Genomic DNA, 14,813 nt, shown 5'->3' with positions numbered 1-14,813 from the left:
GGCATGCATTTTGATGATGTGGTTACAATGCTTGTGGCTGTGAATCAGCCGTCCCTCCACTGCGGGCGCCATCATACCCCAGCCGCACTGACGGCGACAATGGTTAACTGTGACCGTTTGCGTTGAATCCCGCATGGGAAGGCCTGGCTGACTAACCCGCATCTAGAAAACGATGAATGGCACGTAAAACCGCTTCCGGTTTTTCAGAATGTACCCAGTGGCCGGCGCCGCTGATCACATAGGCGCGGGCGGCGGGAAATTGGCTTAGCAAGGCGTCACGATGAATGTCATCCAGATAGGGCGATTTTTCACCGCGAATAAACAGGATCGGTCCTTGCCAAGGCGGAACAACCTGCCAACCGACGATATTTTCGTACTGTTCCCACAATACCGGTGCATTAAAGCGCCATTCGCCTTGGTGGAATGATTTCAGCAGAAACTGAATCACGCCTTCTTCTTTAATAAAACGCCGCATCACCCCGGCAGCATCCGAACGCGCGCTAACGCCAGCCTCAGTGACTGCCGTGAGCGCGGTGAAAATAGTGTCATGTCGACGGATCTTGTAATCCACCGGCGCGATATCAATAGCCACCAGCTTTTCCAGGCGCGCTGGGATCAGCGCGGTAAGCGACATGGCGACTTTTCCGCCCATCGAGTGACCAATGATGATAGCGCGATCAATGCTTAATTCGTCCATTACCGTCAGAACATCCTGCGCCATAGCCGGATAGGTCATCTGCGGTGAGCGGGGGGACAAACCATGATTGCGTAAATCAATTTGTAGAATGTCGTGTTGATTTTGCAGATCCCGGCCTAATACACCAAGATTATCCAGGTTGCCAAACAGACCGTGAATAAGGATGACCGGTAGCTTGCCCTGTGGCTGATGCACATAATGCCGGCGATAATTCAATTTCATGGTGAAGTTCATTCAGAGAGACAGGCGCTTAGGGTATCATGACTTTACAACGTTATGCTGTCGTCAAAAGAACAGGTATTACCACTTGAGGAAAGGCGGCGACATTGGGACATAATCTGACTTTTGGTCTTGTCTGCGCTATGTTGCTGTTCGCGAGTGTTTGATCGCTTGTATACTCCGTGACGATTGATTTGGGTAATAAAACAGTACTGGATAAAGATGAAAACTATTGAGGTCGACGAAGAGCTTTATCGTTATATCGCCAGTCACACACAGCATATTGGCGAGAGCGCATCGGATATTTTACGGCGTATGCTGAAATTCACCGCCGGTCAGGTCGCCGCGCCGCAAGCGCGGGAACCGGCAGACATGGCTCAGCCGCAAGTGGTATCGGCGCCGGGAGCGCGCGATCGGGTCCGCATGATGCGCGAGTTGCTGTTGTCGGATGAATACGCTGAACAGTCTAAGGCAATCAATCGCTTTATGCTGGTACTGTCCACCCTTTACACCTTGTCGCCGCAGGAATTTGCGCAAGCGACGGAATCACTTCATGGCCGCACGCGAGTGTACTTTGCGGGCGATCAGCAAACCTTACTTCAGAATGGCACGCACACCAAACCCAAACATATTCCGGATACGCCATACTGGGTTATTACCAACACGAATACTGGTCGTAAACGCGGCATGATTGAGCACATCATGCTGACAATGCAGTTCCCGGCGGAACTGGCGGAGAAAGTTTGCGGAACTATCTAACTCTTTATTTGACAATAGCGTCAGGGAGAAATGTCGATGGCTAATCACCCAAGAGCAGGGCAACCGACCCGGCAAAGCGATTTAATCAATGTGGCGCAGTTAACGTCACAATACTATGTTTTGCGCCCGGAAGTCGGAAATGCTGCCCATGCGGTGAAGTTTGGTACTTCCGGCCACCGCGGTAGTGCAGGTCGTCACAGTTTTAATGAAACGCATATTCTGGCGATTGCGCAGGCGATTGCTGAAGAGCGTAAAAAGCAGGGCATCAGCGGCCCGTGCTACGTTGGCAAAGACACGCATGCGTTGTCTGAACCCGCTTTCATCTCGGTACTGGAAGTGCTGACCGCCAACGGTGTGGATGTGATTGTTCAGCAGGATAATGGGTTTACGCCGACGCCTGCGGTTTCCAACGCAATTCTGGCGCATAACCGTCAAGGCGGCGCACAGGCTGACGGCATCGTGATTACCCCGTCGCACAACCCGCCGGAAGACGGCGGCATCAAATATAACCCGCCAAACGGCGGGCCGGCGGACACCAATCTCACCAGCGTAGTTGAAAAGCGCTCGAATGCGCTGCTGGCGGATGAATTGCGGGACGTAAAACGTATTACGTTGGATCAGGCGTGGAAAAGCGGCTATCTGCACGAACAGGATCTGGTGCAACCGTATGTGGAAGGCCTGACCAGCGTAGTGGATATGGCGGCCATTCAACGCGCTGGCCTGAAACTGGGCGTTGATCCGCTGGGCGGTTCCGGTATCGCTTACTGGCAGCGCATTGCCGAGCATTACAAGCTGGATCTGACGCTGGTGAATGATGCCGTTGATCAGACATTCCGCTTTATGACGCTGGATCACGATGGCGTCATCCGCATGGACTGCTCGTCAGTATCGGCAATGGCTGGATTGCTGGCGCTGCGTGACAAATTCGATCTGGCATTTGCCAATGATCCCGACTATGACCGTCATGGCATCGTGACGCCAGCCGGTCTGATGAACCCGAATCACTATCTGGCGGTATCCATCAATTACCTGTTCCAGCATCGCCCACAGTGGGGAGAATCCGTCGCGGTTGGTAAGACGCTGGTTTCCAGCGCCATGATCGATCGGGTCGTCGCCGATCTGGGCCGTAAGCTGGTGGAAGTGCCGGTCGGTTTTAAATGGTTTGTTGATGGTCTGTTCGACGGCAGCTTTGGCTTCGGCGGCGAAGAAAGCGCGGGCGCGTCGTTCCTGCGTTTCGATGGTACGCCGTGGTCGACGGATAAAGACGGGATCATTATGTGTCTGTTGGCGGCGGAAATTACCGCCGTAACCGGGAAAAACCCGCAACAGCACTATGACGATCTGGCGCAGCGCTTTGGCGCGCCGAGCTATAACCGTATTCAGGCATCGGCCACCCAAGCGCAGAAAGCGGCGTTGTCCAGGCTATCGCCAGAACAGGTGTCGGCGAGCACACTTGCGGGCGATGCCATCACTGCCCGCTTGACGACGGCGCCGGGTAATGGCGCGGCTATCGGCGGGTTGAAAGTGATGACCGATAACGGCTGGTTTGCCGCGCGGCCTTCTGGTACGGAAGAAGCTTACAAGATCTATTGCGAGAGTTTCCTCGGCGCTGAGCACCGGGAACGTATCGAGAAAGAAGCGGTGGAGATTGTCAGTAATGTATTGGCGAATGCCAGTTAAATTGCCTGTTAAATCGTACTCAGGCGCTGCTTGCAGCGCCTTATCCCAACGCCACCATTAACGCGCCTGCTGAAATCAGCGCCACGCCTGCGCCGGCCACCAGCGAAATCTTTTCCCCCAGCAGTAGCACCGCCAGCACCACGGCAAACACCACGCTCAGCTTATCGATAGGCGCTACCTGAGCGACATTGCCGTTTTTCAGCGCGACAAAATAGAACAGCCATGACAGCGCGCCCGCCACGCCGCTCAATACAATGAACAGCAGCGCTTTTTTATGGGTGAGGATATCACCCACCAACGCGATTTTTCCCTGAGCGACCACGACGCCGACCAGAAAGAGCGCCATGATGACGGCACGGATCGCCGTTGCGGTGTTGGCATCAAGATTTTGCAGACCAATTTTCCCAAACAGTGCAACCAGCGCAGCGCATAGTGCGGAAAGCAACGCATAGAGTAACCAACTGCTCATGACGATATCTCCCCGAAAACAGGTATGAAAAACAGAATGGCAATGCTACGCCGAGTGGCTGTCAATCACTAGTATGAGGACGTAAATGTTGAGCGTAAAACGGTATAACCTCAATTATTGCGCTGTAATTTAACCAGTGGTGCGTTTGTTTTTAACTATTCCGTAATTCAATGACGAAATTACGAATGATCTGGCGATTATTTAATCTTCCTGGTCGGATGAGTAGTAAAATTTCATTAAAAGCGATAAAATTTTAATCAATATCCCGGCTTCAATTTTATGATTCATGTGAGGCGTCCCCTAAAGGAGGATCGTTATGTCACTCTATACTGCTTATCCTTTACACCGTATTTTCCTGCGCCGCATTGCTGTCGTATTCATCGGCATTGTGGCTTTGCCGGTGATGCTGTTCCGTCGTGATCGGGCGCGTTTTTACAGCTATCTGCATCGGGTATGGGTAAAAACCAGCGACAAACCGGTATGGATGGCGCAATCCGAAGCTGCGGGCAGTGATTTTTACTGATACAACATGATGCCGCTACGTGGCATCGGCTTGTCCTGGTTAATCGCGAACCGCTGTCCGACCTTGCTCTGGCGAGGTTTTTTTCGTCCGTAATCTCCGTCAATATCATGATTTATTACCTTATTTTCTCCGTCGTCTAAACAGAAAAAGCGCAAAATCCGCTATGCTGAACAGAGAGAAACTTCTGTAAGGGCGAAGAATGACGTGCGAACATATTCCGGTGGGTATCAGCGCCTGTCTGCTGGGTAATCCGGTGCGGTTTGATGGGGGACATAAGCGTCTGGCATTTGCCGTTGAGCAACTTGCACCCTATTTTCGTTTTGAGCCGATTTGTCCTGAAATGGCGGTGGGGTTACCGGTGCCTCGTCCGGCGTTGAGGTTGGTAAAAGGGGGCGAAAATACGCTCACGTTGCGTGCCAGCAACGGCTCGCCGCTGGAGGTGTCAGATAAAATGCGGGCGTTTTCAGCGCAGAAAGTCAGCCAGTTGACCCATTTGTGCGGGTATATCGTCTGCGCCAAATCGCCCAGTTGCGGTATGGAACGGGTGAAAGTCTATGACGAATCACAGAAAAATGCGCGTAAAAGCGGCGTAGGCTTGTTTACGCAGGAATTGCTGCGCCAGATGCCCTGGTTGCCAGTGGAGGAAGACGGACGTTTACATGATCCAGGGCTACGTGAAAATTTTATTGAGCGGGTTTATACGCTGCATGAATTGCACCAACTCTGGCGGCAGGGGCTTAGCCGCAGTGCGCTGATTGGTTTTCACAGTCGCTATAAGCTGTTGTTGCTGGCGCATTCGCAGCCAGAATATCGTGAGCTGGGCCGCTTTGTGGCGGATATTGATGAGTGGGGATCGCTGGAGGCGTTTATGGTGGAATATCGTCTGCGGCTGATGAAACTGCTGGCGCATCCGGCGACGCGGCGCAACCACACCAATGTGCTGATGCATGTTCAGGGCTATTTCCGGCGTCAACTCAACGCCCAGCAACGGCAGGAACTGGCCCAACTGATAGACCGCTACCGGCAGGGCTTGCAGCCCTTGCTGGCGCCTATCACCCTGCTCAAACATTATATGGCGGAATATCCTGATGCTTATCTGGCGCAGCAGCGCTATTTCGAGCCTTATCCCGAAGCGCTGAGACTGCGCTATGGTCACTGACGGACAGATAGAGGATGATTTATGAGCACTCACCTGGTCTGGCTGCGCAACGATTTACGCATTACCGATAATCTGGCGCTTGCGGCGGCCTGCGATGATCCGCAGGCGCGGGTGCTAGCGGTATTCATTGCGACGCCGAGGCAATGGCGGCGGCACGATATGCCCGCGCGTCAGGCGGCATTCTTGCTGGAAAATCTCAAGGCGGTGCAGCAGGCGCTGGCCGAAAAGGGGATAGCGCTTCATTACCATGAATGTCCCGATTTTGCCGAGGCGGTGAACTGGCTGGCGGCATTCTGCCGACAACAGCAAGTAACGCATCTGTTCTATAACCGGCAGTATGAAATCAACGAGCGTCAGCGCGATCAACAACTCGAGATATTGCTGGCGGATCGGGCGGTATGCCACGGTTTTGACGACAGCTTGCTGTTACCGCCGGGAAGCGTGCTGACCGGAAACGGTGAGATGTTTAAGATGTTTACGCCGTTCCGCCAGGCGTTTATTAAACGTCTGCTGGAAACGGACACCCGCTCTGTGTCTGCTCCTTCTGTCCGAAACGGCGGGGCGATCGATATCATCCACGCTCCGGCACCCTTCAATCATCCCCTACAGGCTATCGACCACGATTTTCCGGTGGGCGAACAGGCCGCGATGCAGCGGCTTAGACGTTTTTGCCGCGAGCAGGTGCAGGATTATCATCGACAGCGCGATCTACCAGCGTTGGCAGGGACCAGCAAACTCTCGCCTTATCTGGCGGTGGGGGTGATTTCGCCGCGTCAGTGCTTCAATCGCCTGCGTGCGGAATGTCCTGATCTACTGGAGTGGCGGGAAGGCGGCGCGTTTATCTGGCTTAATGAATTGATCTGGCGTGAGTTTTATCGTCATTTGCTGGTCGCATGGCCGGCCTTATGCAAACACCAACCGTTTACCCGCTGGACGCAAGGGATTCAGTGGCGTCAGTCGCCGCAGGATTTGGCCGCCTGGCAACAGGGACAAACCGGTTATCCGATCGTTGATGCCGCTATGCGGCAGTTAAATCAAACCGGGTGGATGCATAATCGTTTACGTATGATTTGCGCCAGTTTTTTAGTAAAAGATTTACTTATCGATTGGCGTCACGGCGAGCGCTATTTTATGCAGCACCTGCTGGACGGCGATTTGGCGGCTAATAATGGCGGCTGGCAATGGGCAGCCTCGACAGGTACCGATGCCGCGCCGTACTTCCGTATTTTCAATCCCACCACTCAGGGCGAGCGCTTTGATCCGCAGGGTAAGTTTATCCGCCAATTTGTGCCAGAGTTGGCGGAAGTGCCGGATAACGCGATCCATCAACCTTATCGCTGGGCTGATAAACAGCGCTGTGCGTTAAATTATCCCCGTCCCATCGTCGATCATAAAACGGCCAGACAGCAAACGCTGGCGGCATTTGCAGCCGCTAAAAGCGCGAGCGCGGCAAATAATGAACAGAAAGAGAAGAGCAAGTATGCGTAATAATGATTTGGAAAAGCTAATCAATGAATTGCTGAGTGTCGAGATGTTTCAGGACTATGCGCCGAATGGTTTGCAGGTGGAAGGGCGCGATGAGGTTCAACGTATCGTTACCGGCGTAACGGCGTCGCAGGCGTTGCTGGATGCGGCGGTTGACCATCAGGCGGACGCCATACTGGTTCACCACGGTTATTTTTGGAAAAACGAGTCCCCGGTGGTCAGCGGTATGAAACGGCATCGTTTGAAAACGCTGCTGGTCAACGATATCAATCTATATGGCTACCATTTACCACTGGATGTGCATCCGCTGTTAGGCAATAACGCACAACTGGCGGCGCTGTTGGATATCAATGTGCTGGGTATGGTTGAACCGCTAGTACCTTATGGCGAACTCGCGCAGCCGATGAGTAACGATGCTTTTTGTCGCCGTCTGGAAAACCGTTTGGGGCGTTCTGTGCTGCATTGTGGGGATAATGCACCGCAACAGATACAACGTATTGCATGGTGTACCGGCGGCGGTCAGGGCTTTATTGAACAAGCCGCCAGGTTCGGCGTTGATGCGTTTATCACCGGCGAAGTGTCCGAAAAGACGATTCATATCGCCCGTGAAATGAGGCTGAATTTCTTTGCCGCCGGACACCACGCCACCGAGCGGGGCGGCATTCGCGCGTTGGGTGAATGGTTGGCTCAACATCACCACGTGGATGTGACATTTATTGATATTCCCAACCCGGCCTGATGGCGAGTCCGCTGGCGCATATCATGCGCGGCAAGGCTTGTATTGGGTGAAGGCGCGGCAATGTGCTTTCCGCTGGCATGTATTGTTCGCTGGCGGAACCGCCGCTTTTCATTTTTAGCGATCAATCTCTATCATGTTGGCATCCTTATTGCTTTTCAAATAATAGGAAAAAGCAATGATAGCGTCATTCAGGAGAAAAGGTGCAAAGAGCAAGGTGTTATCTGCTGGGCGAGAAAACAGTCGTTCTGGAACTGGAACCGCCGATGACGTTGCAAAGTCAGCAACGTATCTGGGGCCTCGCTGAGCGTTTGAACCATCATGCCGAAGTGCTGGAAGCCATTCCCGGCATGAATAACCTGACCGTGCTGCTGGCGCATCCGCAGCAGGTGGCGCTTGATGCTGTCGAACGTCTGCAACGCTGGTGGGAACAGAGCGAGTCGCTGATATTCGATCCGCGTGATATTGACGTTCCCGTCTTTTACGGCGGCGAGGCCGGGCCGGATCTGGATGTCGTCGCTCATCATTGCCGCCTGACCGAACGGCAGGTGGTGGAGGCGCATGCCGCCGCCAGATATGTCGTTTATTTCCTGGGTTTCCAACCGGGTTTTGCCTATCTGGGCGGGCTGGATGAACGGCTGCATATGCCGCGCCGCGCTGAGCCGCGTTTGCGGGTGGCGGCGGGATCAGTGGGCATCGGCGGCGCGCAGACCGGGATTTATCCGTTGGCGACGCCGGGCGGTTGGCAGTTGATTGGCCGTACATTGTTGACGTTGTTCAATCCGCAAACCATGCCTCCCACCTTGCTGCGGCCTGGCGATAACATTCGCTTTGTGCCGCAGAAGGAGGGCGTATGCTGAAAATCATCCATGCTGGATTGCATACCTCGGTTCAGGATACTGGCAGACAGGGTTTCCGCCGTCTGGGGATCAGTCAATCCGGCGCGCTGGATATTCCCGCGCTGAAGCTGGCCAATCTGCTGGTCGGCAATGCGGAAGATGCCGCGGCGCTGGAGATTACGCTGGGAAAATTGGTCGCCACGTTTACGTCGCCTTGTTGGGTGGCGCTGACCGGGGCCGACTGCCATGCCGATTTGGATGGCAAACCGTTATGGACCGGCTGGCGTTTTGCCGTAAAAGCCGGACAGATATTGAAAATGTATTTACCACGTCACGGTATGCGCAGTTATCTGGCGTTCTCAGGCGGTATTGATGTGCCGGAAGCATTGGGATCGCGTAGTACCGATTCAAAGGCGGGTTTTGGTGGTTTCGCCGGACGTTTGCTGGCGGACGGCGATGAGCTTTTACTGGGAACCGCCACCCGATTGCCAACCAGGGAAACAGGGGTTAAACAGTTGCTGTTTGGAAACCGTGTGCGGGCGCTGCCCGGACCGGAATATCAGGAGTTCAGCGAGGAAGCGCAGGAGATATTCTGGCGAACTCCCTGGCACCTGAGTCCGCAAAGCAACCGGATGGGATACCGGCTACAAGGGCCGGCGCTGCAACGAACGACGCAGCGTGAAATGTCGTCGCATGGTTTACTGCCTGGCGTTGTGCAGGTGCCGCATGGCGGTCATCCGATCGTGCTGCTGGCCGATGCGCAAACCACCGGCGGTTACCCACGCATCGCCTGCGTGATTGAAGCCGATCTTTATCATCTGGCGCAAATCCGTCTTGGCGAACCGATCCATTTCATCCGTTGTACGCTGAGCGATGCTCAGCAAGCGGCACAAGAACAGCAGCGCTATCTGGAGCAATTGGCGTGGAGGCTGCATGATTATTGATCTGAATGCCGATCTGGGTGAAGGCGGCGAAAATGATGAAGCGTTACTGAAACTGGTCAGTTCGGCAAACATTGCCTGTGGATTTCATGCGGGAGATGCGCAAACCATGCGGCAGTCGGTGCGCTGGGGGATTGACTATGGCGTGGCGTTAGGCGCGCATCCAGGGTTTCCCGATCGCGAAAACTTCGGACGCAGAGAGATGAATCTGCCCGCGGAGACGGTCTTTGCGCAGGTGCTTTACCAGCTTGGCGCGTTGAATGCGATTGTCGTGGCGGAGGGCGGCAAACTGTCGCATGTAAAGCCGCATGGCATGCTCTACAATCAGGCGGCGCGCGATCCGGCCCTGGCGGATGCCATCGCACGAGCGGTAAGGTTGATTAATCCGGCGCTGCGTCTGGTGGGGTTGGCGGGCAGCGAACTGATTCGCGCCGGACAGCGTCTGGGATTGGCGACGCGTCAGGAAGTGTTTGCCGATCGTTGTTATTTGCCTGACGGTTCGCTGGTTCCCCGCAAGCAATCGGGCGCGTTGATCAACAGCGATGATCTGGCGTTGGCGCAAACGCTGGAAATGATCCAGCGCGGGCGAGTTCGGGCCAGCGATGGTACCTGGGTGCAGGTACACGCGGATACCGTGTGCGTACACGGCGATGGCCTGCACGCGCTGACGTTCGCACGCAAATTGCGTAATTGTTTCTCCCAACATCAGATACAAGTGGCGGCGGCGTAATGCTTTCCCCTCGAAGTGTAGCGATGAGAGGTTACGAGAGCGGATGAACAGCGTACTGATCACGGCGTTTGAAAATGGGCGAAAAATGCTGAGATGGGATTATACGAACGACAAAGGCCGGCGGTTCCGGCCTTTGTTTTGCTTCACTGAAGCGATTAATCGTTTTTCAGGTTGGATTCGAAATCGCGTTTAGCATAGCCGGTGTATAACTGACGCGGACGAGCAATCTTGATGCCGTCGTCGTGCATTTCGTTCCAGTGCGCGATCCAGCCGACAGTACGCGCCATGGCGAAGATAACGGTGAACATGGAAGACGGGATCCCCATTGCTTTCAGGATGATGCCTGAGTAGAAATCGACGTTTGGATACAGTTTCTTCTCAATGAAGTATGGATCGTTCAGCGCGATATTTTCCAACTCCATCGCCACTTCCAGCAGGTCGTCTTTACGGCCCAACTCTTTCAGTACTTCATGACAGGTTTCGCGCATCACGGTTGCCCGCGGATCGTGGTTTTTATACAGCCGGTGACCGAAGCCCATCAAACGGAAAGAATCATTTTTGTCTTTCGCGCGCTTGATGAAAGCAGGGATATGTTCAACCGAACTGATTTCCTCCAGCATACGCAGACAGGCTTCGTTCGCCCCGCCATGCGCCGGTCCCCACAGCGAGGCGATCCCCGCCGCGATACAGGCGAAAGGGTTGGCGCCGGAAGAACCTGCGGTGCGAACCGTCGAGGTTGAAGCATTCTGTTCGTGATCGGCGTGCAGGATCAAAATGCGATCCATCGCGCGTTCCAGCACCGGGTTTACCTCATATTCTTCACACGGCGTGGAGAACATCATGTGCAGGAAATTACCGGCATAGGACAGGTTATTTCTTGGATAAACAAACGGTTGGCCCAGAGAGTATTTGTAACACATGGCCGCGACGGTCGGCATTTTTGATAGCAGGCGATAGGCGGCGATTTCACGGTGACGTTCAATGCTGATATCCAGAGAATCATGGTAGAACGCAGCCAGCGCGCCGGTTACGCCGCACAATACCGCCATTGGGTGTGAGTCACGGCGGAAACCGTGGAACAGACGAGTAATCTGCTCGTGGATCATGGTATGGCGAGTTACCGTGGTTTTAAAGGTTTCGTATTGCTTTGGCGTCGGCGCTTCACCGAACAGCAGTATGTAACACACTTCGAGGTAGTTGGATTTTTCCGCCAATTGAGCAATCGGGTAACCACGGTGCAACAGGATACCTTCTTCACCGTCGATATAGGTAATTTTGGATTCGCAGGATGCGGTAGAGGTAAAGCCCGGATCGAAGGTAAACAATCCCTTTGAACCCAGAGGGCGGATATCAATTTCATCATATCCCAGCGTGCCGGACAGGACATCTAATTCAATCGGATCTTTACCATCTAGTGTAAGCGTTGCTTTTTTATCAGCCATTTACATTCTCCTTAGCGCTTTAATTTTAAAATTTTTTCACCGAAGAAATACCGTCATGCCTGTACACCGGGCTGGCAACAAACCGGTGAAACTCTGTATGACATGCTCATCAATATAGGACACAGAGTAGGGCGGATAGCCACATCAGGAGCAAGCATCGTTCTTCAGGTAATTAACCGTTCTAAGAATTAGATTGTAGTCATTACCTATAACTTCTGCGTGGATTCTCACCACTGTTACATAAGTTATGCCAGTGGGGAAGCGTAACCGCAATGCATTAACTCATCATAAGAAATTTAGCGCATTAGTTGTAATTTAAATGTTTAATTTTTGTCAAACAAGATAATTAATTTTATGTAAATTGTGAAATTCGTGACCTGACTCACTGTTCCAGGGAAATGTTACCGAACATTTTGTGTGTCAATTGTAATAAGAATGTGAAGGCCCTATACTTTGTGCAGGTCTCTGGAATACCCTGCCAGGTGTACCCAGTATGAAGGGATCATGCGCCGTTTAGACACCGGAATGTCGATGTTTGAGCGCGTAAAATAAAGCCGGTTTTATGGTTTTCGATTTCATGCTGTCTGACCTTACCCAGGTCCAGAGGAAGAAACTATAATAAAGCTGTGTGGGCAAATCTGTGAAAAAACAAAGACCTGTCAACCTGGATTTACAGACAATCCAGTTTCCCGTTACTGCGATAGCATCTATTCTTCACCGCGTCTCCGGCGTGATTACCTTTGTCGCTGTCGGTATTTTGTTGTGGCTGTTAGGCGTGTCCCTTTCTTCCGAAACGGGCTTCCTACAGGCTGCGGCAATAATGGATAGCTTCATGGTTAAATTTATCGTTTGGGGCATCCTCACGGCGCTGGCCTTTCATATCGTGGGTGGTGTTCGTCACCTGATGATGGATTTCGGCTATATAGAAGAAGATCTCGCCGCGGGTAAGCTTTCTGCAACAATCACTTTTATTATTACTGTCGTGCTTTCCTTTCTGGCTGGAGTCCTCGTATGGTAAGCAATGCTTCTGCGTTAGGACGTAATGGCGTACACGATTGGTTGCTGATTCGCGCTTCCGCCATCGTCATTGTGCTGTATGTGCTCTATATCGTTGGTTTTGTTGTCGCTGCCGACGAACTCACTTATGAAGTCTGGCGTGGATTTTTCGCTATGGCTCTCACCAAAGTATTCACTCTGCTGGCGTTAATTTCCATCCTGGTGCATGCATGGATAGGGATGTGGCAAGTGCTGACCGACTACATTAAACCGCTTGCCCTGCGCCTGACTTTACAACTGGCGATCGTGGTCACGCTGCTGGTGTACGTCATTTATGGAACTATCGTGGTGTGGGGGGCGTAATGAATTTGCCAGTCAGAGAGTTTGATGGCGTAGTCGTCGGCGCCGGTGGCGCAGGTATGCGCGCCGCGCTGCAAATTTCCCAAATGGGCCTGTCCTGCGCCCTGTTATCCAAAGTTTTCCCAACCCGTTCGCATACCGTGTCCGCGCAGGGCGGCATCACTGTAGCCTTGGGCAATACCCATGAAGACAACTGGGAATGGCACATGTATGACACCGTAAAAGGATCTGATTACATCGGCGATCAGGATGCGATTGAATATATGTGTAAAAACGGCCCGGAAGCCATTCTGGAACTGGATCACATGGGTCTGCCGTTCTCGCGTCTTGAAGATGGCCGTATTTACCAGCGTCCGTTCGGCGGTCAGTCGAAAAATTTTGGCGGTGAGCAGGCAGCGCGCACGGCGGCGGCGGCTGACCGTACCGGTCATGCGTTATTGCATACCCTGTACCAGCAAAACCTGAAAAACCACACCACCATTTTTTCCGAATGGTATGCGTTGGATCTGGTGAAAAATCAGGATGGCGCAGTGGTGGGTTGTACCGCTATCTGTATCGAAACCGGTGAAGTGGTCTACTTCAAGGCCCGCGCCACCGTGCTGGCGACGGGCGGGGCGGGGCGTATTTACCAGTCCACGACCAATGCGCACATTAATACCGGCGATGGCGTCGGCATGGCATTGCGCGCCGGCGTGCCGGTGCAGGATATGGAAATGTGGCAGTTCCACCCGACAGGTATCGCGGGCGCTGGCGTATTGGTGACCGAGGGGTGTCGCGGCGAAGGGGGCTACCTGCTCAATAAGCACGGTGAACGCTTTATGGAGCGCTATGCGCCGAACGCCAAAGATTTGGCCGGGCGCGATGTGGTTGCCCGCTCCATCATGATCGAAATTCGTGAAGGGCGCGGTTGCGAAGGTCCGTGGGGGCCTCACGCCAAGCTGAAGCTGGACCATCTGGGTAAAGAGGTGCTGGAATCCCGTCTGCCGGGCATTCTCGAATTATCCCGCACCTTCGCTCACGTCGATCCGATTAAAGAGCCGATCCCGGTTATTCCCACCTGCCACTATATGATGGGCGGTATTCCGACCAAAGTCAGTGGTCAGGCGTTGACGCGCAATGAGCAAGGCGAAGATGTGGTGATCCCCGGTTTATTTGCCGTAGGTGAAATCGCCTGTGTTTCTGTTCATGGCGCCAATCGTCTGGGGGGGAATTCGCTGCTTGATCTGGTGGTTTTTGGCCGTGCGGCGGGGATGCACCTGCAAGAATCGCTGCAAGATCAGGGCGTAAGCCGTGATGCGAGCGAATCGGATATTGAGGCGTCGCTTGAGCGTCTTAATCGCTGGAACAACACCCGATCTGGTGAAGATCCGGTTGAAATTCGCAAAGCGCTGCAATCCTGTATGCAACACAACTTCTCGGTGTTCCGGGAAGGAGATGCGATGGCGAAAGGATTGGAAGAGTTAAAGGTCATCCGCGAGCGGTTGAAAAACGCGCGTCTGGATGACACGTCGACCGAATTCAATACGCAGCGTATTGAATGCCTGGAATTGGATAATCTGATGGAAACAGCTTATGCAACCGCTGTTTCCGCCAATTTCAGGACTGAAAGCCGTGGCGCGCACAGTCGTTTCGACTATCCTGAACGTGATGATGAGAACTGGTTATGTCATTCGTTGTATCTGCCGCACACCGATAGCATGACGCGCCGTGAGGTGAACATGCAGCCGACATTACGTCCGGCTTTCCCGCCGAAAGTACGTACTTATTAATAGCGGAGA

Annotated in this window: 15 protein-coding genes; 12 read left to right on the top strand and 3 right to left on the bottom strand. The window is 53.3% G+C overall.

Annotation, left to right across the window (positions count from 1 at the left end):
- Window positions 1-151: 151 nt before the first annotated feature.
- Window positions 152-919, bottom strand: a complete 768-nt coding sequence (gene ybfF / locus DES54_RS00355; RefSeq protein WP_113864649.1) for an esterase — start codon at window positions 917-919, stop codon at window positions 152-154.
- A 219-nt stretch (window positions 920-1,138) separates the two neighbouring features.
- Here ybfF and seqA point away from each other — a divergent pair, with 219 nt between their 5' ends.
- Both seqA and pgm read left to right on the top strand, forming a co-directional pair.
- A complete protein-coding gene (gene seqA / locus DES54_RS00350) occupies window positions 1,139-1,675 on the top strand; it encodes a replication initiation negative regulator SeqA (RefSeq protein ID WP_113864648.1) in 537 nt (178 codons plus the stop codon).
- A 36-nt stretch (window positions 1,676-1,711) separates the two neighbouring features.
- Window positions 1,712-3,355 carry a phosphoglucomutase (alpha-D-glucose-1,6-bisphosphate-dependent) gene (gene pgm, locus DES54_RS00345; protein WP_113864647.1) on the top strand — a complete coding sequence of 548 codons (1,644 nt, stop codon included), beginning with the start codon at window positions 1,712-1,714 and terminating at the stop codon, window positions 3,353-3,355.
- Window positions 3,356-3,395: 40 nt separating this feature from the next.
- Here pgm and DES54_RS00340 read toward each other — a convergent pair whose 3' ends face one another.
- On the bottom strand, window positions 3,396-3,824 hold the full coding sequence (locus tag DES54_RS00340; RefSeq protein ID WP_113864646.1) for an EamA family transporter: 429 nt from the start codon (window positions 3,822-3,824) through the stop codon (window positions 3,396-3,398).
- A gap of 316 nt (window positions 3,825-4,140) precedes the next feature.
- Here DES54_RS00340 and DES54_RS00335 point away from each other — a divergent pair, with 316 nt between their 5' ends.
- From DES54_RS00335 to pxpA, 7 genes are all read left to right on the top strand, one after another.
- On the top strand, window positions 4,141-4,347 hold the full coding sequence (locus tag DES54_RS00335) for a YbfA family protein (protein WP_113864645.1): 207 nt from the start codon (window positions 4,141-4,143) through the stop codon (window positions 4,345-4,347).
- A 199-nt stretch (window positions 4,348-4,546) separates the two neighbouring features.
- Window positions 4,547-5,506, top strand: coding sequence for a YbgA family protein (locus DES54_RS00330; RefSeq protein ID WP_113864644.1), 960 nt, complete (start codon window positions 4,547-4,549; stop codon window positions 5,504-5,506).
- Window positions 5,507-5,527: 21 nt separating this feature from the next.
- A complete protein-coding gene (phrB, locus tag DES54_RS00325) occupies window positions 5,528-6,994 on the top strand; it encodes a deoxyribodipyrimidine photo-lyase (RefSeq protein WP_113864643.1) in 1,467 nt (488 codons plus the stop codon).
- The gene (locus tag DES54_RS00320; protein WP_113864642.1) at window positions 6,987-7,730 is read left to right on the top strand and encodes a type 2 GTP cyclohydrolase I; all 744 of its coding nucleotides are present in this window, start codon (window positions 6,987-6,989) and stop codon (window positions 7,728-7,730) included. Before phrB ends, DES54_RS00320 begins: the two co-directional genes overlap by 8 nt.
- Window positions 7,731-7,930: 200 nt before the next feature.
- Window positions 7,931-8,587, top strand: a complete 657-nt coding sequence (pxpB, locus tag DES54_RS00315; RefSeq protein ID WP_113864641.1) for a 5-oxoprolinase subunit PxpB — start codon at window positions 7,931-7,933, stop codon at window positions 8,585-8,587.
- Window positions 8,581-9,510, top strand: coding sequence for a 5-oxoprolinase subunit PxpC (gene pxpC, locus DES54_RS00310; RefSeq protein ID WP_113864640.1), 930 nt, complete (start codon window positions 8,581-8,583; stop codon window positions 9,508-9,510). The genes pxpB and pxpC overlap by 7 nt, the downstream gene beginning before the upstream one ends.
- Window positions 9,500-10,237 (top strand): 5-oxoprolinase subunit PxpA, encoded by a 738-nt coding sequence (gene pxpA / locus DES54_RS00305; protein WP_113864639.1) that lies wholly within the window; start codon window positions 9,500-9,502, stop codon window positions 10,235-10,237. The genes pxpC and pxpA overlap by 11 nt, the downstream gene beginning before the upstream one ends.
- Window positions 10,238-10,392: 155 nt before the next feature.
- On the opposite strand, the gene DES54_RS00300 is transcribed toward pxpA, so the two are convergent.
- Window positions 10,393-11,679: a citrate synthase gene (locus DES54_RS00300; RefSeq protein ID WP_113864638.1), complete on the bottom strand. Its 1,287-nt coding sequence runs from the start codon at window positions 11,677-11,679 to the stop codon at window positions 10,393-10,395.
- Between the two features lie 628 nt (window positions 11,680-12,307).
- Here DES54_RS00300 and sdhC point away from each other — a divergent pair.
- The 3 genes from sdhC to sdhA are packed head-to-tail and all read left to right on the top strand — an operon-like array spanning window position 12,308 to window position 14,804.
- A complete protein-coding gene (gene sdhC / locus DES54_RS00295) occupies window positions 12,308-12,697 on the top strand; it encodes a succinate dehydrogenase cytochrome b556 subunit (RefSeq protein ID WP_113864637.1) in 390 nt (129 codons plus the stop codon).
- Complete coding sequence (gene sdhD, locus DES54_RS00290; protein ID WP_113864636.1) at window positions 12,691-13,038, top strand: succinate dehydrogenase membrane anchor subunit; 348 nt, start codon at window positions 12,691-12,693, stop codon at window positions 13,036-13,038. The genes sdhC and sdhD overlap by 7 nt, the downstream gene beginning before the upstream one ends.
- The gene (gene sdhA / locus DES54_RS00285) at window positions 13,038-14,804 is read left to right on the top strand and encodes a succinate dehydrogenase flavoprotein subunit (RefSeq protein WP_113864635.1); all 1,767 of its coding nucleotides are present in this window, start codon (window positions 13,038-13,040) and stop codon (window positions 14,802-14,804) included. Before sdhD ends, sdhA begins: the two co-directional genes overlap by 1 nt.
- Window positions 14,805-14,813: the final 9 nt, after the last annotated feature.

This window comes from Brenneria salicis ATCC 15712 = DSM 30166 (assembly GCF_003315515.1).
Lineage (GTDB): Bacteria > Pseudomonadota > Gammaproteobacteria > Enterobacterales > Enterobacteriaceae > Brenneria > Brenneria salicis.
This window is presented reverse-complemented; position numbering and strand designations above follow the sequence as displayed.

Excerpts from the sequence above, each read along its gene's own strand:
- ybfF (WP_113864649.1), bottom strand. The coding sequence starts at position 919 with ATGAAATTGAATTATCGCCGGCATTATGTGCATCAGCCACAGGGCAAG.
- seqA (WP_113864648.1), top strand. The coding sequence starts at position 1,139 with ATGAAAACTATTGAGGTCGACGAAGAGCTTTATCGTTATATCGCCAGT.
- pgm (WP_113864647.1), top strand. The coding sequence starts at position 1,712 with ATGGCTAATCACCCAAGAGCAGGGCAACCGACCCGGCAAAGCGATTTA.
- DES54_RS00340 (WP_113864646.1), bottom strand. The coding sequence starts at position 3,824 with ATGAGCAGTTGGTTACTCTATGCGTTGCTTTCCGCACTATGCGCTGCG.
- DES54_RS00335 (WP_113864645.1), top strand. The coding sequence starts at position 4,141 with ATGTCACTCTATACTGCTTATCCTTTACACCGTATTTTCCTGCGCCGC.
- DES54_RS00330 (WP_113864644.1), top strand. The coding sequence starts at position 4,547 with ATGACGTGCGAACATATTCCGGTGGGTATCAGCGCCTGTCTGCTGGGT.
- phrB (WP_113864643.1), top strand. The coding sequence starts at position 5,528 with ATGAGCACTCACCTGGTCTGGCTGCGCAACGATTTACGCATTACCGAT.
- DES54_RS00320 (WP_113864642.1), top strand. The coding sequence starts at position 6,987 with ATGCGTAATAATGATTTGGAAAAGCTAATCAATGAATTGCTGAGTGTC.
- pxpC (WP_113864640.1), top strand. The coding sequence starts at position 8,581 with ATGCTGAAAATCATCCATGCTGGATTGCATACCTCGGTTCAGGATACT.
- pxpA (WP_113864639.1), top strand. The coding sequence starts at position 9,500 with ATGATTATTGATCTGAATGCCGATCTGGGTGAAGGCGGCGAAAATGAT.
- DES54_RS00300 (WP_113864638.1), bottom strand. The coding sequence starts at position 11,679 with ATGGCTGATAAAAAAGCAACGCTTACACTAGATGGTAAAGATCCGATT.
- sdhD (WP_113864636.1), top strand. The coding sequence starts at position 12,691 with ATGGTAAGCAATGCTTCTGCGTTAGGACGTAATGGCGTACACGATTGG.
- sdhA (WP_113864635.1), top strand. The coding sequence starts at position 13,038 with ATGAATTTGCCAGTCAGAGAGTTTGATGGCGTAGTCGTCGGCGCCGGT.